General features: G+C 72.3%; 11 protein-coding genes. 6 read left to right on the forward strand and 5 right to left on the reverse strand.

Annotation, left to right across the window (positions count from 1 at the left end):
* Window positions 1–58: 58 nt before the first annotated feature.
* The 5 genes from VMR06_RS02640 to VMR06_RS02660 form a co-directional block, all read right to left on the reverse strand.
* Window positions 59–2,452 carry a hypothetical protein gene (locus VMR06_RS02640; RefSeq protein WP_325372698.1) on the reverse strand — a complete coding sequence of 798 codons (2,394 nt, stop codon included), beginning with the start codon at window positions 2,450–2,452 and terminating at the stop codon, window positions 59–61.
* A gap of 273 nt (window positions 2,453–2,725) precedes the next feature.
* Complete coding sequence (locus tag VMR06_RS02645) at window positions 2,726–5,065, reverse strand: hypothetical protein (protein WP_325372700.1); 2,340 nt, start codon at window positions 5,063–5,065, stop codon at window positions 2,726–2,728.
* 238 nt (window positions 5,066–5,303) lie between these two features.
* Complete coding sequence (locus VMR06_RS02650) at window positions 5,304–8,069, reverse strand: serine/threonine-protein kinase (RefSeq protein WP_325372702.1); 2,766 nt, start codon at window positions 8,067–8,069, stop codon at window positions 5,304–5,306.
* A 28-nt stretch (window positions 8,070–8,097) separates the two neighbouring features.
* Complete coding sequence (locus VMR06_RS02655) at window positions 8,098–8,658, reverse strand: ECF-type sigma factor (RefSeq protein WP_325372704.1); 561 nt, start codon at window positions 8,656–8,658, stop codon at window positions 8,098–8,100.
* Between the two features lie 199 nt (window positions 8,659–8,857).
* Window positions 8,858–10,471: an ABC-F family ATP-binding cassette domain-containing protein gene (locus VMR06_RS02660; protein WP_325372706.1), complete on the reverse strand. Its 1,614-nt coding sequence runs from the start codon at window positions 10,469–10,471 to the stop codon at window positions 8,858–8,860.
* A 268-nt stretch (window positions 10,472–10,739) separates the two neighbouring features.
* Here VMR06_RS02660 and VMR06_RS02665 point away from each other — a divergent pair, with 268 nt between their 5' ends.
* From VMR06_RS02665 to VMR06_RS02690, 6 genes are all read left to right on the forward strand, one after another.
* Complete coding sequence (locus VMR06_RS02665) at window positions 10,740–12,221, forward strand: efflux transporter outer membrane subunit (RefSeq protein ID WP_325372708.1); 1,482 nt, start codon at window positions 10,740–10,742, stop codon at window positions 12,219–12,221.
* Window positions 12,222–12,237: 16 nt separating this feature from the next.
* A complete protein-coding gene (locus VMR06_RS02670; RefSeq protein ID WP_325372710.1) occupies window positions 12,238–13,335 on the forward strand; it encodes an HlyD family secretion protein in 1,098 nt (365 codons plus the stop codon).
* Between the two features lie 6 nt (window positions 13,336–13,341).
* Window positions 13,342–16,077, forward strand: coding sequence for a ribosome-associated ATPase/putative transporter RbbA (gene rbbA, locus VMR06_RS02675; protein WP_325372712.1), 2,736 nt, complete (start codon window positions 13,342–13,344; stop codon window positions 16,075–16,077).
* Between the two features lies 1 nt (window position 16,078).
* Entirely contained in the window at window positions 16,079–17,212 is a 1,134-nt protein-coding gene (locus VMR06_RS02680; RefSeq protein ID WP_325372714.1) for an ABC transporter permease, read from the forward strand.
* Window positions 17,213–17,248: 36 nt separating this feature from the next.
* On the forward strand, window positions 17,249–17,722 hold the full coding sequence (locus VMR06_RS02685; protein ID WP_325372716.1) for a hypothetical protein: 474 nt from the start codon (window positions 17,249–17,251) through the stop codon (window positions 17,720–17,722).
* 215 nt (window positions 17,723–17,937) lie between these two features.
* Window positions 17,938–20,289 carry a DUF3141 domain-containing protein gene (locus tag VMR06_RS02690; protein ID WP_325372718.1) on the forward strand — a complete coding sequence of 784 codons (2,352 nt, stop codon included), beginning with the start codon at window positions 17,938–17,940 and terminating at the stop codon, window positions 20,287–20,289.
* Window positions 20,290–20,350 lie beyond the last annotated feature (61 nt).

The following is a 20,350-nucleotide window of genomic DNA, read 5'->3' on the forward strand; positions in this document are numbered from 1 at the left end:
CCGGCGCCCCTTGCCGGCGTCGAATCCGCAGGGGCTTTGCGGACTCGACGCCCCTCCCTCAGTTCTCGAAGTCGTCGGCGAAGATCCGGTCCTCACCGTCGAGACCGAGCGTGATCCCGTCGAACCAGCCGGTCGGTCCGCCACTGGGCACCTCGCCTTCGCTCAGGCCCTTGATCGGGTTGCCGTTGACGACCTCGAGGTAGACCGTCAGCGAGGTGTCGCGCGACCAGTTGGCGGCGGGCACCACGATCGCCGCCGGTGCGGTCGGCCGCCGCCAGGTCGCGCCCTGCGCCAGCGTATGCAGGCCCTGCGCGTTCGGCGCACCCTGGCGGCAGGACGCCGGCGCGTCGTTGTGGCGCAGTTCCCAGCGCAGGCGCACCGTGTTTGCGAACGGCGAGCCCGCGGTCACGCGACCCCAGCCGTTGAGGTAGTAGTTGCCCGGTCCGGGCAGATGGATGCACTGCGCACGCGCGGCGACGACGAAGTCGTCGCCGCCGACGGCCGACTGCACCGAACCCGAGCCCGCCGGTCCGGACGCGTTCTGCGTGCCGTCCCAGCTCGACACGCCGGTCGCGTCCCAGAGCTCGAGGTTCGCGTCGAAGTCGCCGTTGAGCACCAGCGGCTGCACGGCCGGCCGCTCGTAGGCCCCGGCGTCGGCGGTGCGATTCAGCGTGCCGCCGATCGGCATGTCGATGTCGTGCGAGCGTCCTTCCAGATCGACGCCGCCGGCCGTCGGAGCGAAGTCCACCGCCATCGAGCCGGCACGCAGGTGGTAATCCCCGTGGTCCGGGTCGACGAAACGCGGCGCGCTCAGCGCAAAGGCACCGGGCATGTTGACGTTGTCGTTGGTCAGCACGTATTCGATGCTGCGCGCGCCGCCGCCGGCGGCCAGCGTCCGCTTGCCCGGCTGAGCGACGAGACTGCGGTCGAAATAGAACTCGTCCTCGACCACCAGCACGCTCGCCGCGCCGATGGCATTGCCGGCGATCGTGACGTGACTCATCGCCAGATGGGATTGGCTGTCCTCGGCATTGAGCCGTACCAGTTCCTCGGCGACCACGTTGTCCGCCAGCAGGCTGTTCGCCAGGCGTACGAAGGCCCGCTCGTCGGTCACATGGAACAGGCGGCCGCCCTCGTTGTCGTGGATCGCCACACGCGATGCGGTGAGGACGCCACCGCGCATGCGGATCACCGCACCGGTGGGATTGCCGGTATGGTTGCCGGTGATGGAGCCGCACGGCGTGCCGAGTGCGCAGGCGGCGGCGGAAGGCGGCGGATCGACCGGATTCCAGGACTCCCCGCGCGTGTTGAAGTAGAAGTTGGTCCCCTCATCGGGGTTGCCGGGAGCCGGCTGCGAATCGTAGTCGAGGAAGACCGCCGCGCCGTCGGGCGCGGTATTGTCGGCGATCGCCGTGTGCCACAGCCGGGCATAGACGAGCGCGTCGCCGCTGGTGATGTCCGCGTCGGGCTTGAGGTAGATTCCGCCGCCGCGCGCGGTGGCCGTGTTGGCGTTGATGCGGACCGGATTGGCGCTCTCGGTGCTGAAGATCCGCACCTCGGCCAGGCTGGCCGATTCGATGCCGCCGAGCACGGCGATGCCGCCGCCGTTGACCGCGGTGTTGCCGTAGATCGCGCCGATGCCGCCGATGCCGTTGGAGCTGATGTAGGCGTACGACGGGAATTGCTCGCTGACCACGACGAGCCCGCCGCCGTTGCCGCCGCCATCATTGCCCTGGGCGACGTTGAACATCAGGCTGCTGGCGGGCCCGAGCAGCGACATCTCGATGCTCTTGGCGACGACGCCGCCGCCGCTCTTGCGCGCGGTGTTGTAGCCGACCGTGACGTTCGCGCCGAGCACCAGCTCGGCCAGGATGCTGGTGCCGACCGCATAGATGCCGCCGCCGTCGTAGGCGACGTTGTTGCTGATCGCGCTGTCGGCGATGTCGAGGATGCCGCCGCCTTCGTAGTAGATGCCGCCGCCATTGTCGTCGCCGTCCTGGTCGCCGCCGGTGATCGTCAGATTGCGCAGCCGGAAAACACCGTTGCCGCGGATCGTCAGCACCGGCCGCCGGTCGCCGCCGGTACCATCGAGGATCGTCTTGACGCCGTCGGGCGCGGTCGCGCCGCAGGTCGCGAAGCCGCCGATCAGCTCGATGTCCTGCGGCGAGTCGATGCCGATCTGCTGCGCGGTCCAGGGCTGGCTGCGCGAGATGCGGATCGTGTCCGATCCCGGCGTCGCCTCGGCGGCGTCGACCGCCGCCTGCACGCTGGTATGCGTGCAACCGCTGCCCGCCGCGCCGACGGTCAGCACGGCCGCCGCGGCGGGCCCGGCCAGCCACACCGCCAGCAGGCCGCACGCGCCGGACAGCAGCGGCCAGCGGCTGGCGGCGGCATGCCGGTGGCGGCCGGCAGCGGAGGCGCGGGTGCGCGCAGAGAACAGGGAAACGGACATGGACGCACCTTCGACGGTAAGAGGTGCACCGGGTAACACCGAAACCGGACCGGTTGCGTCATGCGGCGGGACGCCTCGGCGGCGACGCGACGGGACGGACCCTGATCCGGCGCAGCCGCGTCGATGTCGGCCGTCCGGCCATCGGGCGTGGCTGCGCACCGCGTGAGGCCCGCGCGGCATGTGCGAGGTGAGGCACGCCAGCGGCCGGCGCCCGCGCCACGCGAGCGTCGATTCCCCGCGCACACGCACTGACTTCCGCGCACGATCGATTCATCAGTTCTCGAAGTCGTCGGCGAAGATGCGGTCATCGCCGTCCAGACCGAGCGTAACCCCGTCGAACCATCCGGTCGGTCCGCCATTGGGCACCTCGCCTTCGCCGAGACCTTTGATCGGGTTGCCGTTGACGACTTCGAGAAAGACCGTCAGCGAGGCGTTGCGGGTCCAGTCCACCTCGGACAACTCGATCACGGCCGGGCCCGGCGGTTGCCGCCAGGTCGGCCCCTGCGCCAGCATGTGCACGCCCTGCAGGATCGGCGCACCATCGCGGCAGGTCAGCGCACCGCCGTTGCTGCGCAGCTCCCAGCGCAGCCGCACCGTGTTGCTGAACGGCGATCCCGCGGTGACGCGGCCCCAGCCGTTGAGGAAATAGGTGCCCGGACCCGGCAGGTGCACGCATTGCGCACGCGCGGCGACGACGAAGTCATCGATGCCGATGGTCGACTGCACCGAACCCGAGCCCGCCGGACCGGCGGCATTCTGCGTACCGTCCCAGTTGGACGCGCCGCTCGGCTCCCAGAATGTCAGATCGACGTTGAAATCGGCGTTGAGCACCAGCGGCTGCAGCTGCGGCCGCTCGTAGGCGCCGACGTCGGCGGTGCGATCGAGAATGCCGCCGATCGGCATGTCGGTGGTGTGGGCGATGCCGTCGAGATCGACGCCGCCGGCGGACGGCGCGAAATCGACCGCGTAGGAACCTGCTCGCAGATGGTAGTCGCCGGCCGGCGGATTGATGAAGCGCGGATCGCCGAGGACGAACGCACCACTCATGTTGTCGATGTCATTGGTCAGCACGTACTCGATGTTGCGCGGACCCGGGCTGTCCGCCAGCGTGATCTTGCCGGGCTGCGCGACGAGGCTGCGGTCGAAATTGAAGATGTGGTTGACGAACACCGCGTGCGGCGCGCCGATCGCATTGCCGGCGATGGTGACGTGGCTCATCGTCAGGTAGCTCGATTGCTCGCCCTCGTCGGCGGAGCGCAGCAGTTCCTCCGCGGCGGCGTTGTCCGCCATCAGGCTGTTCCTGATCGTGGCAAAGGGATAGTCGGTGCTATAGAGCAGCCGCCCGCCTTCGTTCTCCCGGATGTCCACGCGGTGCATCACAACGATGCCGCGATTGCGCAGGATCGCGCCGGTGGCATTGCCCGTCGAGTTGCCGATCATCTCGTTGCAGGGCGCGCCGACCGGGCATGCCGCCGCCTGCTCCAGCCCGCTGATCTGGAAAATGCCGCGCCTGAAGCTGCCGAGGGAGCTGTCCTGATCGACGTACGCGGCGGCGCCATCCGGCGCGCGGTTGTCGTTCAACGCGGCGCGCCAGAGGATCGCGTACGCGTCGGCACTATCGGGGCCCGCGTCGGCGTCGGACTGGACATAGATGCCGCCGCCGCGGGCGCTGGCCTGGTTGTTGTTGATGCGGACCGGCTGCGCGGTGTCCGTGCTGTAGACCAGTGCGCGCGCTTCCTGCTCGGAGTCCTGGCCGGCCAGCACGGCGAGACCACCTCCGTGGACCGCCTCGTTGCCGTAGATCACGCCGATGCCGCCGATGCCATTCGAACTCAGATAGGTGTTCGATTTGAACTGGTCGCTGACGACGACGAGTCCGCCGCCATAGCCGCCGCCGGCCTGTCCGAGGGCCTTGTTGAACGTCAGCGCCGTTCGGGGGCCGACGATGCTCGTCTCCAGGCTCTTGGAGACCATGCCGCCGCCGCTGTTGCGCGCGGTATTGCCACTGATGACGACGTCGGCGCCGAGGACCACTTCGGCGAGGATGCTGGTGCCCACGGCATAGAGGCCACCGCCGTCATGGGCGACATTGTTGCTGATGCTGGTGCTGGCGATGTCGAGGATGCCACCGCCTTCGTAGAACAGGCCGCCACCGTTGTCGTCGCCGCCTTGGTCGCCTTCGGTGAGGGTGAGGTTGCGCAGGCGCACGATACCGTTGCCGCGCACCGTCAGCACCGGCCGCGCATCGCCGCCGGCGCCGCTGAGCACGGTCTTGACGGCATCGGACGGTGCGCCGCAGCTGGAGAAGCCGCCGAGCAGCTCGAGGTCCTGGTCGGTGTTGATGCTGATCTGCTGCGCCGTCCAGGCCTGGCTGCGCGAGATCTGGATCGTGTCGGGCCCGGGACTGGCCTGCGCGGCATTGACCGCTGCCTGCACGTTGGCATGGCTGCAGCTGCCCCCCGAGCCGACCGTCAGCACCGCGGCCTCGGCATGGCCGGCCGCCAGGGCGCACGCACCCAGGCCGGCCAAAGACAGATACAGAACTGCGGCGCGCCGGCCGGCGCTGGCGGACAGAGACGCGCGGGCACGCGCAGAGGAAGCCTGGACGGACATCGGTACACCTGCTGCAGGGAGGGATGCACCGGGTAACACCGAAACCGGACCGGTTGCGTCATGCGCCGCCAGGCGCGCGGCATCGGCTTTGGGCCGAGCGCCGTCATGCCCGCCGCACCGGCTGCGGCCCATGCTGCCGAGCGAGTCGATCCGAGCGGCATGGCGGTCCCGGTGGTGGAACCGCCTCGCAGCCCTGCGCGGAGCGGCAGGCTGCGCCGCAGCGCCGCGCGCCGCCGCGTCAGCGCGGCGGCTGGCCGAGCTGCGCGATCAGTGCGCGGGTACGCGGCGACAGCGAGCCGTCCGGCACCGCCAGCGCGCCGATCGTCGCCAGCGTGCTGCGCACCGCGTCCTCGCGCGCGAGCGCACGCTCGATCTGCGCCTTCTCGACCAGTATCACGACCTGCCAGGTCTTGGCATCCGGCGCCAGTTCACGCCACTCGGCCAGCGCGCGCTCGGACAGTGCGAGCGCCTCGTCGAAGCGGCCGACGAGCCGCAGCGCCTGGACCAGCGTCCCGCGCACCATGACCGCCTCGCGCGAACGCCCGTAGCCGGTCCTTTCCAGCTGTGCCAGGGCCTGCTCGGCGAGCGCCACCGCGCGGCCATAGTCCTTGGCCTTGGACGCGACATTGGCCAGCGTCGCCAGCGAATAGGCGACCGTCGGATGATCCTCGCCGAGCAGTTCGCGCCGTTCGGCCAGTGCCTGCGTCATCGCCTGTTCGGCTTCGGCCAGGCGCTCCTGCCGGTAGTAGGCCTGGCCGAGGTTGTTGCGCGCGCGCGAGCACACTTCGTCGCGCAGCGCCATCTGCGCGCAGATCTCCAGCGCGGCACGGTATTCGCGTTCGCCTTCCTCGTAGCGCTGCCGGCCGGTCAGCAGCGCGCCCAACGTGTCGTGCGTGATCGCCAGCTCGCGGTGAGGGCCGCCGAATACGGCCTGCTGCATCCGCAACGCCTCCCGCAGCAGCGCTTCGGCCTCCGCCGGGTCGGAGCCGCGCGCCAGCACCGAGGCCAGATCGCGCAGCGCGCCGGCGATCGCGTCGTGCTCGGGCGGGTAGATGCGGCGCTTGAGCGCGAGCAGCTCACGATAGCGCTGCTCGGCATCGTCGAGGTCGCCGAGCGCGTCGGCGGCGACCGTCAGGCTGCTCAGGCCGCGCACGTAGCGATCGTCCTCCGGCCCCTGCGTCCTGCGCCAGGCCGCCAGTGCCGGGGTCAGCTGTGCGACCGCTTCCGGATAGCGCTGGCTCAAAGCGAGCGTGCCGCCGAGGTTCAGCGCGGCAGCCAGCGCCGGCGGGCTGTCGCGGCCGTGACGCCGCGTCGCCACCGCCAGCGCCTCGCGCTGCAGGCTCAGCGCGGCGTCGGTGGTGCCCACCGCCAGCTGCGCGGCCGCCAGCACGTTCAGCGCGCGCAGCAGCGCCGGCGCATCGGCTTGCCTGAGCGCCGGCAGCACCGGTTCGATCGCACCGATGGCCTGCGCGTTCTCGCCGGCCCGCTGCCAGCCGTCGGCACGCACGATCGTGACCTCGCCGACCAGCGCGTCGCGTCCGATCGCACGCGCCGTGGCCTCGGCCTCGGACAGCGCCGTATCGGCCTGCGCGAATGCCGACAGCGACAGCCAGACCTCGGCCATCGACGTCAGCAGATCGACGCGCGTCTCGGGCGCGACGTCCGGCAGCGCGGTCAGCTGGCGCTGCGCACGCGCGACCAGCGCTTCGGGCGTCGGCCGCTGGTCGCGCGGCAGGCTCGCGCGCGCGCTGTCGAACACGTCGATCAGGAAGTCGCGCACGGTATTGGCGCGCTGCGCCTGCTGGCGCGCCGCGTGACCCTGCCACAGCGCGGCCGCGAGCGCCGCCAGCACGGTGATCGACAGCGCCAGCACGGCGGCCACCGATGCGCGATGGCGCATGACGAACTTGCGCATGCGGTAACGGCGCGACGGCGGATGCGCGAGCACCGGCCGTGCGTCCAGATGGCGTTCGATGTCGTCGGCCAGGTCGGCGGCCGACGCGTAGCGCCGGGCCGGCTCTTCCTCGAGCGACTTCATGACGATGTTGTCGAGGTCGCCGGCGAACGCATGCGGCGGCAACCGTCCCGGGCCGGTGTGTTCGGCCGCGCGCGCCGACGGGCGCCGCGGCGGCCGTGCCGGGCGTTCGCCGAGCATCAGCTCGTACAGCAGCACGCCGAGCGCGTAGACGTCGGTGGCGGTCGAGATCGCGCCGCCGCTGAACTGCTCCGGAGCCGCGTAGCCGGGTGTCAGCGGCGAATGGCCGGTGCGCGTCGCGTGCTCGTGCGCCGGCGAGTCGTCGAGCAGCTTGGCGATGCCGAAGTCGACCAGCTTCACGGTGCCGTCGGCCGTCACCAGGATGTTCGAAGGCTTCAGGTCGCGATGCACGATCAGGGCGCGATGGGCCGCCGCCACGGCACGGCAGACGACGATCATCAGACGCAGCCGCGCGCGCAGATCGAGCTGGTGCGCGTCGGCGTGGCGCGTGATCGGCACGCCGTCCACGTACTCCATCACCAGGTACGGTATGCCCTCATCGGTGACGCCGCCGTCGATCAGATGCGCGACGTTCGGATGCGACAGCGCGGCCAGCGCCTGCCGCTCGCGCCTGAACAGGCGCCGCGCATCGGCCGAATAGACGCCGCTGCGCAGCAGCTTCAGCGCGACCTGCTGGCGCGCACCGTCCAGATCGCGCACCGCACGGAACACCGTGGACGAGCCGCCCTCGCCGAGCGTCTCGAGCAGCTGGTACGGTCCGATCGGACGGCCGGCCGCCCAGGGCGTCTCTTCGCGATCGACCACGCCGATCGCCTCGGCCAGCGTGGCGGCCGGCCGATCGGACCAGGGATCGCCCGGGCTGGCATCGGCCGCGAACAGCCGCTCGAGCCGGGCACGCGTGGCCTCGTCCGGACAGCGCTCGCGCAGATAGCGCGCACGCGCCGCCGGATCGAGCGCGGCCGCCGCGTCGAACAGCATGCGCAGCGACGGCGCCGGCCCGGACGTCATGGCGCTGCCGCGCCGGCGGCAAGCGGCGTCATCGCGAGTCCAGCTCGGCCTTCAGGAACGCGCGCGCGAAACGCCAGTCGCGGTCGATCGTGCTGCGGCTGCAGCCGAGCGCCTCGGACGCCTGCTCCAGCGTCACCCCGGCGAAGTAGAGCAGCTCCACCACCTGCGCCGCACGCGGATCGGCCGCGGCGAGGCGGTCGAGCGCGGCGTCCATCGACAGGGCCTGCTCGGCGCTCTCGAGCGCGAATCGGTGGTCCGACGCGGTCAGCGTCACGCGCACCCAGTCGCCGCCGGCGCGCTGCCGCAGGCGGTCGCGCGCCCGGTTCTGCAGCAGGTGGCGCATCGCGCGCGCGGCATAGGTCAGGAACTGCGCCGGGTGTTCGAACAGCAGCCGGTCGCTCGCGCTCAGGCGCAGATAGAGCTCGTGCACCAGCGCGGTCGCGTCGAGCGTGGCCGGCTCGCGGCCGAGCGCGCGTCCGGCCATCGCCTTGAGGCGATCGTAGACGCGCACGAACAGCACGTCGGCCCCCAGGGCCGAAGCCGCCGGGTCCGCGAGCGGCTGATCGAGCGGTGCGTTGGCGTCGTTCATAGTCGAATCCCGTTCGATTCTACTCCTGCCGGCTTCGGAGCCGGCGAGCACGCGATCACACCGTGCTTTCGGCCCGGCGCCGGACACCGCAGCCGCCGCGCCGGCCGGCCGGCGCGGATGGCCGGGCGCGAGCGTCGCGCGTGCGCATCGGCCGTCCTGCACGAATGGCGCAGGCGAGGACGCGGCGCGAGCTCGCGCCTCACCACGGCGTCACCCGCCATCCGTCGGCGCGCGGTTCGATGCGCGTATCGAGCGCGAGCCGGTCGAGAAAGGTCTCATCGTGCGAGACGACCATCAGCGCGCCCGGATACTGCGCCAGCATCCGCTCGAGCGCTTCCAGCGCAGCCAGGTCCAGATGGTTGGTCGGCTCGTCGAGCAGCAGCAGCTCGGCCGGCTCGCTGCGATAGAGCGCGCCGGCCAGGGCGGTCTTCAGGCGTTCGCCGCCGCTGAGCAGCCGGCTCGGCACGTCGACGGCCGCCGCATCGAGGCCGAGCAGCGCCAGCCAGGTCCGCGCCTGGGTCTGCGCCGCGGCCGGATGCCCGCGCTGCAGATGCATCAGCGGCGTCGCCTCCGGATCGAGCCCGTCGAGGCGCTGGCCGAGGTAGGCTGCCGGCACGTGCACGGTGCAGCGGCCTTCGCGCGGTTCGGCAAGTCCTGCGACCAGCTTGAGCAGAGTCGACTTGCCGCTGCCGTTGGGACCGGTCACGGCGATGCGCTGACGCCCGCTCACGGCCAGATCGAGCCGATGCCGGCCGGCCGCGCCGTAAGGCGCCACGACGCCGTCGAGCACGGCGACGCGCCGCTGCGCGGCCGACGCCGGCAGCGGCGCGAACAGCGCGAGCGGCGCGTCGTCGTCGACCCGGCTCGCCGCCACGGCGACCGCCTCGCGCAGCGTATCGACGCGCTCGGCCTGCCGGCGCAATGCCTGGCCGGCACTGGCCTCGCTCTGCTGCCGGCGCCGGCCGAGCAGGATCGGCGCCTGGTTGGCCGTGCGGCCCTCGCGCGCACCGCGCGCTTGGCGCCGCGCCAGCGCCTCGCGCTGCGCACGCACCTCGGCCTCGCCGCGGCGCCGCGCATGCCTGCTGCGCGCCAGTGCCTCGCGCGCCTGCGTGCGCTCCTCGCCGCGCGCCTGCGCATAGAACGCGTAGCCGCCGCCGTAATCGCGCAGGCCCGCCGGCGACAGCTCGACGATGCGCTGCATCGACTCGAGCAGCTCGCGATCGTGACTGACCACGATCAGGCCGCCGCTCCAGGCCTGCAGGGCATCGCGCAACGCGCCGCGCTGCACGCGATCGAGGTGGTTGCTCGGCTCGTCGAGGATCAGCATGTCGGCCTCGGCGAGCCAGGCGCCGATCAGCGCCACGCGCGTCAGTTCGCCGCCGCTGGCAGCGGCGGCAGGCTGCCCGGCCTGCAGATGGCCGAGGTCATGCGCATCGAGCGCCGCGGCCAGGCGCTCGCGGACGTCCCAGCGGTCGCCGACGGCGGCGAAATCCGCCGGATCGACGCCGCCGGCCTCGATCCGCGCCAGCGCCGCCAGCACCGGCGCGATACCGGCGACCTCGGCGATCGTCGCGTCCGGCGCCGGCAGCACCTGCTGCGGCACGTAGTGCACGCGGCCGTGACGCAGGCAGCGCCCGGCCGTCGGCTTCAGCCGGCCGGCCAGTATGCGCGCCAGCACGCTCTTGCCGACGCCGTTGCGTCCGAACAGGCCGGTCGGGCGCCGGTCGAAGCGGACGTCGAGCGCCGGGAACAGGGGCCTGCCGTCGGGCAGCGAAAACGAGACGCCTTGCAGCGTCAGGGACGCAGTCGTCATGCACACACTCCACGCGATGCCTGGACACGATCCGTCCGGCAGGACGGAAACGGACGGGCCGTCGGATCGACGGCGGCATCACTGGCGCATGGCACGACCTGTGGGTGCGGAGGAAGGGCGGCCAGTATAGCCGCCCGCCGCGCGACATCCGTACCCGCCATCCAGGCACGGCCGCCGCGCCGATCGGCCGTAGAGTGACCTGGATCAAGGTCGCATTGCCGCATCGCCGCGAAGCTGGGTGTCTCGCCCCCAGGCCTCCATCATGCCGATGTCCGTCCAGGCTACCGCCGATCCGGCTGCCGCCGCGCCGCGCGGCACCGCTGCGCGCCACGGCCGCCGGCTCGCCGCGCTGGTCGCCGGGCTCGGCGTCGTGCTCGGCGGATGTGCCTCGCTGGCCCCGCACGAGCCCCTGCCGGCCGCGCCGGTGCCCGCGTCGTGGACGCAGACGGCGCCGGCCGATGACGGCCAGCCGGCGGCGGCGCTCGCCTGGCGCGACTACTTCACCGATCCGGTCCTGCGCCAGCTGATCGACACCGCGCTGGCGCACAACCGCGACCTGCGGCTGGCCGTGCTGCGGGCCGACCAGGCCCGTGCGGCGTTCCGCATCCAGCGCGCCGACGCGTTGCCAGGGCTCGGGCTCGGCGCCCAGGCCGCGCGGGCGCGCGTCCCGGGCGACCTCAACCTGAGCGGCGTCTCGGCGGTCGGCGGCGAATATCGCGCCGAAGTCGGCCTCAGCAGCTGGGAGCTGGACCTATGGGGCCGCGTGCGCAGCCTCAACGAGGCGGCGCTGCAACAGTGGCTGTCCGGCGAGGCCGGCCGCCGCGCGGCCGAGCTCGCGCTGATCACGCAAGTGGCCGCGGGCTACGTCGGCCTGCGCGAGTCCGACGAGCGCGTCGCCCTGGCCCGGCGCACGCTGGCGACACGCCAGGAGGCCCTTCGCATCTTCAGCCGCCGCGAGGCGGTCGGATCGGCCTCGCGGCTCGAACTGACCCAGGTCCAGGCCCTGCTGAGCCAGGCCCAGGTGCTGCTGGCGCAACTGGAGCAGACACGCGCCGGCCGCCGGCATGCGCTCGAGCAGCTGGTCGGCGCGCCATCCGGCGTGCTGCCGGCCGCGGCACCGTTCGACCAGACCCCGGCGCTGGCCGAGCTCGCACCCGGCCTGCCGTCCGCGCTGCTGACCGCGCGCCCGGACATCGTCGCGGCCGAACATCGCCTGCGCGCCGCCGAAGCGGACATCGGCGCGGCGCGCGCGGCGTTCTTCCCGCGCATCGCGCTGACCGGAAGCTGGGGCAGCGCCAGCGCCGAGCTCGACGGTCTGTTCGAGTCGGGCAGCCGCGCCTGGACGTTCGTGCCGACGCTGTCGCTGCCGATCTTCGACGGCGGTCGCCGCCGTGCCCATCTCGACCTGGCCCGGCTGCGCCGCGACGGCGCGGTGGCCGAGTACGAGCAGAGCATCCAGGCCGCATTCCGCGAAGTCGCCGACGCGCTCGCCGCGCGGCACTGGCTGGCCGAACAGCGCGACGCGCTGCGCGAGGCGCTGGCCGCCGCGCGCGAACGCGCGCGGCTGGCGCGGCTGCGCTACGAGAACGGCTCGGCGGCCTATCTGGAAGTGCTCGACGCCGAGCGCGACCTGCTCACCGCCGAGCAGCAGCTGGTGCAGGCGCTCGGCGCGCTGCAGTCGAGCCAGATCGCGCTGTACTCGGCCCTCGGCGGCGGCTCCCAGGCAGCCGCTTCGGCATCCACCCGGTAACCGGACACCCCCTGCGATGGCGATGCTCTCCTCCCTCAAGAACCGGCTGCTGCCGGTGGCCTTCCTCGCCGCGGTCGCCGTGCTGGCGATCTGGGCCTGGCAGCGGATCGGCGACGACGGCCCCGGCGCCGGCTTCGTCAGCGGCAACGGGCGCGTGGAGGCCACCGAGATCGACGTGGCGACCAAGCTGCCCGGCCGCATCGAGACGATCGAGGTCCGCGAAGGCGACTTCGTCGCCGCCGGCCAGCCGGTCGCGACGATGCAGATCGACACGCTCGACGCGCAGCGCGCCGAAGCCGAGGCCGGCCGCCGCCAGGCGATGCACGCCGCGGTCGCCGCCGAGGCGCAGGTGACGCTGCGCGAGGCCGAAGTGGCCGCCGCCAAGGCGCAGGTCGCGCAACGCGGGGCCGAGCTCGACGCCGCGCGGCGGCGCCTGGCGCGCTCGCAGACGCTGGCGGCCGAAGGCGCGGCCTCGACGCAGGAACTGGATGACGACCGCGCCCGCGTGCACGGCGCCGAGGCGGTGCTGGCCGCCACCCGCGCCCAGGTCGCCGCCGCCGAGGCCGCGGTCGCCGCGGCGAAGGCGCAGGTCGTCGGCGCGCACGCCAGCGTCGACGCGGCCGGCGCCACCGTCGCGCGCATCGAGGCCGACCTCGACGACAGCGTGCTCAAGGCGCCGCGCGCGGGGCGCGTGCAGGTGCGCGTCGCTCAGCCCGGCGAGGTGCTCGGCAGCGGCGGGCGCGTGCTCGGCCTGCTCGACCTCACCGACGTCTACATGACCTTCTTCGTGCCGGAAGCCGCGGCCGGACGCATCGCGCTCGGCAGCGAGGCGCGCATCGTGCTCGACACCGCACCCGACGTGGTGATCCCGGCGACGGTCTCGTTCGTCGCCAGCCAGGCCCAGTTCACGCCGAAGACCGTCGAGACGGCCAGCGAGCGGCAGAAGCTGATGTTCCGCGTGCGCGCGCAGATCGCGCCGGCCCTGCTCGAACGCTACATCGACCAGGTCAAGACCGGCGTGCCGGGCGTGGCCTGGCTGAGGATCGACCCGCAGGTCCCCTGGCCGGCGGCCCTGGCCGTGGATCCGCGCCTGCTGGCGCCGGCGGCGGACTGAGCGGCGATGTCTCCCACGCCCGAACCGGCGGTGGTCCGGCTGCGCGGCGTGCGCCTGCGCTACGGCCGCACCGAGGCGCTGGCCGGCATCGACCTGGACCTGCCGGCCGGCCGCATGGTCGGCCTGATCGGACCGGACGGAGTCGGCAAGTCGAGCCTGCTCGCGCTCGCTTCGGGTGCGCGGCGGATCCAGGAAGGCTCGGTCGAGGTGCTCGGCGGCGACATCGCGCGCCGCAGTCACCGCCGCGTGGTCTGCCCGCGCATCGCCTACATGCCGCAGGGCCTGGGCCGCAATCTCTACCCGACGCTGTCGGTCGAGGAAAACCTGCAGTTCTTCGCGCGCCTGTTCGGCCACGACGCCGGCGAGCGCCGCCGGCGCATCGACAGCCTGACCCGAGCGACCGGCCTGCACGCGTTCCTGTCGCGGCCGGCCGGCAAGCTCTCCGGCGGCATGAAGCAGAAGCTCGGCCTGTGCTGCGCGCTGATCCACGACCCGGACCTGCTGATCCTCGACGAGCCGACCACCGGCGTCGACCCGCTGGCACGCGCGCAGTTCTGGGATCTGATCGCGCGGATCCGCGCCGACCACCCGCAGATGAGCGTGCTCGTCGCGACTGCCTACATGGACGAGGCGCAGCGCTTCGACTGGCTGGTCGCGATGGACGCCGGCGCGATACTGGCGACCGGCACGCCCGCGGCGCTGCTGGCGCGCACCGGCACCGGCTCGCTGGAAAGCGCGTTCATCGCGCTGCTGCCCGAGGCGCGCAGGCGCGGCCACGCACCGGTGACGATCCCGCCGCTGGATGCCGCGGCCGACGACGTGGCGATCGAGGCGAAGGACCTGACGATGCGCTTCGGCGACTTCGTCGCGGTGGACCGGGTGACGTTCCGCATCCGCCGCGGCGAGATCTTCGGCTTCCTCGGCTCCAACGGCTGCGGCAAGACCACCACGATGAAGATGCTGACCGGCCTGCTGCCGGCCAGCAGCGGCGAGGCCTGGCTGTTCGGCCATGCGGTGACCGCCGCCGACATCGACACGCGCCGCCGCGTCGGCTACATGTCGCAGGGCTTCTCGCTCTACGGCGAGCTGACCGTGCGCCAGAACCTGGTGCTGCATGCGCGCCTGTTCGACGTGCCCGAAGCGGACATTCCCGCGCGCGTGCAGGCGATGGCCGATCGTTTCGGCCTGAGCGAGGCGATGCAGCGCCTGCCGGCGAGCATGCCGCTGGGTCTGCGCCAGCGCCTGTCGCTGGCGGTGGCGATGGTGCACGCGCCGGACCTGCTGATCCTCGACGAGCCGACCTCCGGCGTCGATCCGGTCGCGCGCGATGCGTTCTGGCGGCTGCTGATCGAGCTGTCGCGGCGCGACCGCGTGACGATCTTCATCTCGACCCATTTCATGAACGAGGCCGAGCGCTGCGACCGCATGTCGATGATGCATGCCGGCCGCGTGCTCGACAGCGATACGCCGGCGGCCCTGGTCGCCCGGCGCGGCGCGGCAACGCTGGAGGAGGCCTTCATCGGCTACCTGCTCGATGCCGGCGGCGGCGTGCCGGACGCGCCGGCCGGAATCGAGTCGCCGCCGGCCGCGGCGACGTCCGGCGCATCCTTGCGAAGCCCGCTGTTCAGCCCGCGCCGCATGCTGAGCTACCTGTGGCGCGAGACGCTCGAGCTGCAGCGCGATCCGATCCGCGCGACGCTGGCGCTCGGCGGCTCGATCCTGCTGATGTTCGTGATCGGCTTCGGCATCAGCATGGACGTGGAGGATCTGCGCTACGCCGTGCTCGACCGCGACCAGACCACGCTGAGCCGCGACTACGCGCTGCAGCTCTCCGGCTCGCGCTACTTCCTGGAGCGGCCGCCGCTGGACGGCTACGAGGCGCTGGACCGGCGCATGCGCAGCGGCGAGCTGGCATTGGCGATCGAGATTCCGCCGGGCTTCGCACGCGACGCGCTGCGCGGTCACGGCGCCCAGATCGGCGCCTGGGTGGACGGCGCGATGCCGCAGCGTGCCGAGACCGTGCAGGGCTACGTGCAGGGCATGCATCTGGCCTGGCTGGCGACGCAGGCCGCCGAACGCGGCCTGCGCGTCGGCACCGGCGCCGACGTGCAGACGCGCTTCCGCTACAACCCCGACGTGCGCAGCCTGCCGGCGATGGTGCCGGCGGTGATCCCGCTGCTGCTGTTGCTGCTGCCGGCGATGCTGACCGCGCTGGCGGTGGTGCGCGAGAAGGAGACCGGCTCGATCACCAACTTCTACGTCACGCCGGTCACGCGCACCGAGTTCATGCTCGGCAAGCAGCTGCCCTACGTCGGCCTGGCGATGGTCAACTTCGCGCTGATGAGCCTGCTCGCGGTGACCGTGTTCGGCGTGCCGGTCAGCGGCAGCTATCCGACGCTGGCGCTGGCCGCGCTGATCTTCGCGTTCTGCTCGACCGGCATGGGCCTGCTGGCGTCCTCGATCACGCACAGCCAGATCGCCGCGATGTTCTTCGCGATGATCGGCACGCTGATCCCGGCCACGCAGTTCTCCGGCCTGATCGATCCGGTGTCCTCGCTCGAAGGCGCCGGCCGCCTGATCGGCGAGGCCTATCCGGCCACGCACATGATCACGATCAGCCGCGGCGTCTTCAGCAAGGCGCTGGGCTTGGGCGATCTGGCCGCCGTGTTCGCGCCGCTGGCGCTGGCGGTGCCGCTGATCCTCGGCGCCGCGATCGCGCTGCTGAAGAAACAGGAGCGCTGAGGTGAACCGATCGCGCCACCTCGCCAACATCTATCGCCTCGGCGTCAAGGAGCTGTGGAGCCTGTGGCGCGACCCGATGATGCTGGTGCTGATCCTCTACGTGTTCACCGGCGCGGTCTACACGGCCGCCACCGCCCTGCCCGAGACGCTGCACCACGCGCCGATCGCGATCGTCGACGAGGACGATTCCCCGCTCTCGCAGCGCATCGTCTCGGCGTTCTACCCGCCGCAGTTCACGACGCCGCAGCAGGTCCGGCCCGACGCGCTCGACGCCGGCATGGATCAGGGGCGCTTCACGTTCGCGCTGCATCTGCCGCAGGGTCTGCAGCGCGACGTGCTGGCCGGCCGCGCGCCGCAGATCCAGCTCAACGTCGACGCCACCCGCATGAGCCAGGCCTTCGTCGGCAGCGGCGCGGTGCAGCAGATCGTCGCCGCCGAGGTCGAGGAATTCGTCCAGCGCCACCGCGGCAGCGCCGCGCTGCCGGTCGAGCTGGTGCTGCGCGCGCGCTTCAACCCGGCGCTGCAGGAGGCCTGGTTCGGCAGCCTGATGCAGATCATCAACCACATCACGATGCTGTCGATCGTGCTGACCGGCGCCGCGCTGATCCGCGAGCGCGAGCACGGCACGATCGAGCACCTGCTGGTCATGCCGGTCACGCCGACCCAGATCATGCTGTCGAAGGTCTGGTCGATGGGACTGGTCGTGCTGGTCGCCGCCGCGCTGTCGCTGAACCTGGTCGTGCGCGGCCTGCTCGGAGTGCCGGTCGAGGGTTCGCTCGCGCTGTTCTTCACCGGCGCGGCGCTCAGCCTGTTCGCGACCACCTCGATGGGCATCTTCATCGCGACGCTGGCGCGCAACATGCCGCAGTTCGGCATGCTGATGATGCTGACGATCATGCCGCTGCAGATGCTCTCCGGCGGCACCACGCCGCGCGAGAGCATGCCCGAGCTGGTGCAGACCGTGATGCTGGCGGCGCCGACCACGCACTTCGTCGAGATCGGCCAGGCGATCCTCTACCGCGGCGCCGGCATCGAGGTGGTCTGGAAGCCGTTCCTCTGGCTGGCCGTGATCGGCAGCGTGCTGTTCGCGCTGTCGCTGGCCCGCTTCCGCAGGACCATCGCGCAGATGGCCTGATCCGCCCCCGCAGCACGAACCCCGAAGGTGATGCCCATGAGCGATCCGACCGAACACATGCAGGCCCTGTACCGGGCCACCACCCATCTGCAGGCGCGATGCCTCGCGCTGATCGAGGAGAACGGCCGGCTCTGGCTGGATCTTCGCAAGCAGCTGGCCGGGCAAGGCGCCGCCGCGAACGAAGCCGCGCGCCGCGCGCTGGCCGCCGCGCCGGACTGGCCGGCGCTGATGGCGCTGCCGCTCGGCACGGTCCGACGCGAGATCGCCCGCCATGCCGGCGACGGCCAGGCGATCGCCGAAACGGCCCTGCGCGCGCAGACCGCGTTCGCGCGCGGCCTGCACGAAGCCTTCACGACCTGGCGGCAGGACACCGCCGCGGCACTCGGCGACGGCCTGACGCCCGATCCGTTCGACCACCAGGCCTGGCGCGATCTGTTCGCCGCGTGGCGGGCCTGGCCCGGCAGCGCCGACCCAGCCGAGGCCGCGGCGGCGCCGGAGCGCAGACGATGAGCGCGCAGCCGCTGCGTACCGCCCTGTCAGCGGCGGCAGGGGCGGACCCGGCCGGGCGATCGCGCGGGCATTCCACGACGCCGGCCGCAGGCTCCCGGGGACGCACGTGCGCGAACCGGACGCGGCGGCCGTGACCGGCGCCAAGGTTGCGATCAACGGCGGCCGGCACCTGCACTGACGCACGAGCGCAACGAGAGCACACAGGAACGATCGCCATGAGCGTACCCGATCCCGCCCCGCTGGCGGCTCCGGCCTGGCCGGCCGATCCGCTGCAGGCCGCCGGCGCAGCCGCCGCCTACGCGCTCGACGCCTGGCAGCGCTGCGTGCTGTACGCCGACGTGCGCCGCCGGCGCGGCAACCAGTATCGCGCCCACCTGCGCGAGAAGGCACCGAACGTGCTGAACTTTCCGGCTGAGCCGGTGATGTCCGGCCTCGACCTGCCGCGTCCGGTCAACTACGCGCTGCTGCGCATCGTGCCGCCGGTGCACGCGGCCGAGGATCCGGACAAGCGGCCGTTCGTCGTGGTCGATCCGCGCGCCGGCCACGGCCCGGGCATCGGCGGCTTCAAGCCGGACAGCGAGATCGGCGCGGCGCTCGCGGCCGGGCATCCGTGCTACTTCGTCGGCTTCCTGCCCGATCCGGTACCGGGGCAGACCGTCGAGGACGTCATGCACGCCGAGGCCGCCTTCGTGCGCCGCGTCGCCGAACGCCATCCGCGCAGCTGCGGCAAGCCGGCGGTGATCGGCAACTGCCAGGCCGGCTGGCAGGTGCTGATGACCGCGGCCGTGTGGCCGGAATTGTTCGGCCCGATCATCCTGGCCGGCGCGCCGCTGTCGTACTGGGCCGGTGACAACCCGATGCGCTACGGCGGCGGCCTGGTCGGCGGCAGCTGGCTGACCGCGCTGACCGGCGACCTCGGCGCGGGCCGATTCGACGGCGCCTGGCTGGTGCAGAACTTCGAAAACCTGGACCCGGCCAATACGCTGTGGTCCAAGCAGTACCACCTCTACGCGAACGTCGACAGCGAAGGCCCGCGCTATCTGGCGTTCGAGAAGTACTGGGGCGGCTACGTCTTCCTCGAGGACGTGGAGATGCAGACCATCGTCGACGACCTGTTCATCGGCAACAGGCTGGCCACCGCCGAGCTGGTCACGCGCGAGGGCGTGCGCATCGACCTGCGCAACGTGCGTTCGCCGATCGTGGTGTTCTGCTCATACGGCGACAACATCACGCCGCCGGCCCAGGCGCTGGGCTGGATCACCGACCTGTACCGCAACGACGAGGACGTCGCCGGGCACGACCAGACGATCGTGTTCTCGACCCACGACAGCATCGGCCATCTGGGCATCTTCGTGTCGGCCAGCGTCGGCCGGAAGGAGCACCGCGAGTTCGCCAGCAACATCGAGCTGATCGACATGCTGCCGGCCGGCGTCTATCGCGCCGAGATCGAGGATCGGCCCGAAGACGCGCCGCCCGGCGATCCGGCCGGCGACGCCTATCGGATGACGGTCCGGCGCAGCGGCGTGGACGAGGTACGCGGCATCGTGCGTCCCGATCCGGCCGACGAACGCCGTTTCGCGGCCGCCGCGAACGTCTCGCGGATCGGTCTTGCGCTGTATCGCAACCTGTTCCAGCCCTGGGTGCGTGCGATGGTCACGCCGACCGGCGCGCGCTGGCTGCAGTCGCTGCATCCGCTGCGCATCGGCTACGAGGCGTGGTCCGACACGCATCCGGCGGCGAGCCTGATCGCGGCGCTGGCTGAAGGGGTCCGCACGCATCGTCTGCCGATCGCGGCCGACCATCCGCTGCTGCAGCTGCAGGAAGCGCTGTCGCACTCGATCGAAACCGCACTGGACCGCTACCGCGACGGCCGCGACCAGTGGCAGGCGATCGCGTTCGACACGATCTACGGGTCGCCGCTGATGCAGGCGCTGGCCGGTTTCGCGACCGGCCGCTCCGAACCGGTGCGGCCGCATCCGGGCGACAGCCCCGAGCATCGCCGCTGGCTGGCCGACGCGCTCGGCCAGGCGCGCGTCCGGATCGCCAGCGGCGGCCCGGTCGAGGCGGGTGTGCGCGCGATGCTGTACGTCCTCGGGCCGCGCGGCCGTGTCGACGAATGCCTGTACCACCATGCCGCGCGCCTGGTCAGCGAGCACCTGGACGCCACCGATCGCGCCAGCCTGCGGCAGACCGTGCGCACCCAGGCCCTGCTGATGCGGCTCGACGCCGACGCCGCCGTCGCGGCGATCCCGGCCCTGCTCGCCGCCTCGCCGCCCACCTCGCGCGAAGCAGCCGCGCAGCGCATCGGCGAACTGGCCGAAAGCGCCGGCCCGCTTTCGGCCGAGGAACGGCGCCGGCTCGGGCGGGTGCTGCCGCTGTTCACCGCGACGCGTCCGGCCCGCGCCAGGACGCCGGCCCCTGCGGCAGCAACGACAGACCGCGCAAAAACGAAAGTGCCGCGGAAGAAACGGCGGACGGGCTCGCCCGCCGCGGCGGGCCCGCGGACGCCGCCGGCCGCGCCGAAGCCGGTGCGCCGTCGCACGCCGCGCCGGCCCGGAGCGGGCTGAACGCCTCGACGCAGGTGCAGGTGGCCGTTCGGCGGCGCTGCGGCAGCCCGCATCGAAACCG

This window comes from Dokdonella sp. (assembly GCF_035511235.1).
In the GTDB taxonomy this organism is placed as follows: domain Bacteria; phylum Pseudomonadota; class Gammaproteobacteria; order Xanthomonadales; family Rhodanobacteraceae; genus Dokdonella.

Excerpts from the sequence above, each read along its gene's own strand:
- VMR06_RS02670 (WP_325372710.1), top strand. The coding sequence starts at position 12,238 with ATGGCGATGCTCTCCTCCCTCAAGAACCGGCTGCTGCCGGTGGCCTTC.
- VMR06_RS02645 (WP_325372700.1), bottom strand. The coding sequence starts at position 5,065 with ATGTCCGTCCAGGCTTCCTCTGCGCGTGCCCGCGCGTCTCTGTCCGCC.
- VMR06_RS02660 (WP_325372706.1), bottom strand. The coding sequence starts at position 10,471 with ATGACGACTGCGTCCCTGACGCTGCAAGGCGTCTCGTTTTCGCTGCCC.
- VMR06_RS02665 (WP_325372708.1), top strand. The coding sequence starts at position 10,740 with ATGTCCGTCCAGGCTACCGCCGATCCGGCTGCCGCCGCGCCGCGCGGC.
- VMR06_RS02650 (WP_325372702.1), bottom strand. The coding sequence starts at position 8,069 with ATGACGTCCGGGCCGGCGCCGTCGCTGCGCATGCTGTTCGACGCGGCG.
- VMR06_RS02655 (WP_325372704.1), bottom strand. The coding sequence starts at position 8,658 with ATGAACGACGCCAACGCACCGCTCGATCAGCCGCTCGCGGACCCGGCG.
- rbbA (WP_325372712.1), top strand. The coding sequence starts at position 13,342 with ATGTCTCCCACGCCCGAACCGGCGGTGGTCCGGCTGCGCGGCGTGCGC.
- VMR06_RS02640 (WP_325372698.1), bottom strand. The coding sequence starts at position 2,452 with ATGTCCGTTTCCCTGTTCTCTGCGCGCACCCGCGCCTCCGCTGCCGGC.
- VMR06_RS02685 (WP_325372716.1), top strand. The coding sequence starts at position 17,249 with ATGAGCGATCCGACCGAACACATGCAGGCCCTGTACCGGGCCACCACC.
- VMR06_RS02690 (WP_325372718.1), top strand. The coding sequence starts at position 17,938 with ATGAGCGTACCCGATCCCGCCCCGCTGGCGGCTCCGGCCTGGCCGGCC.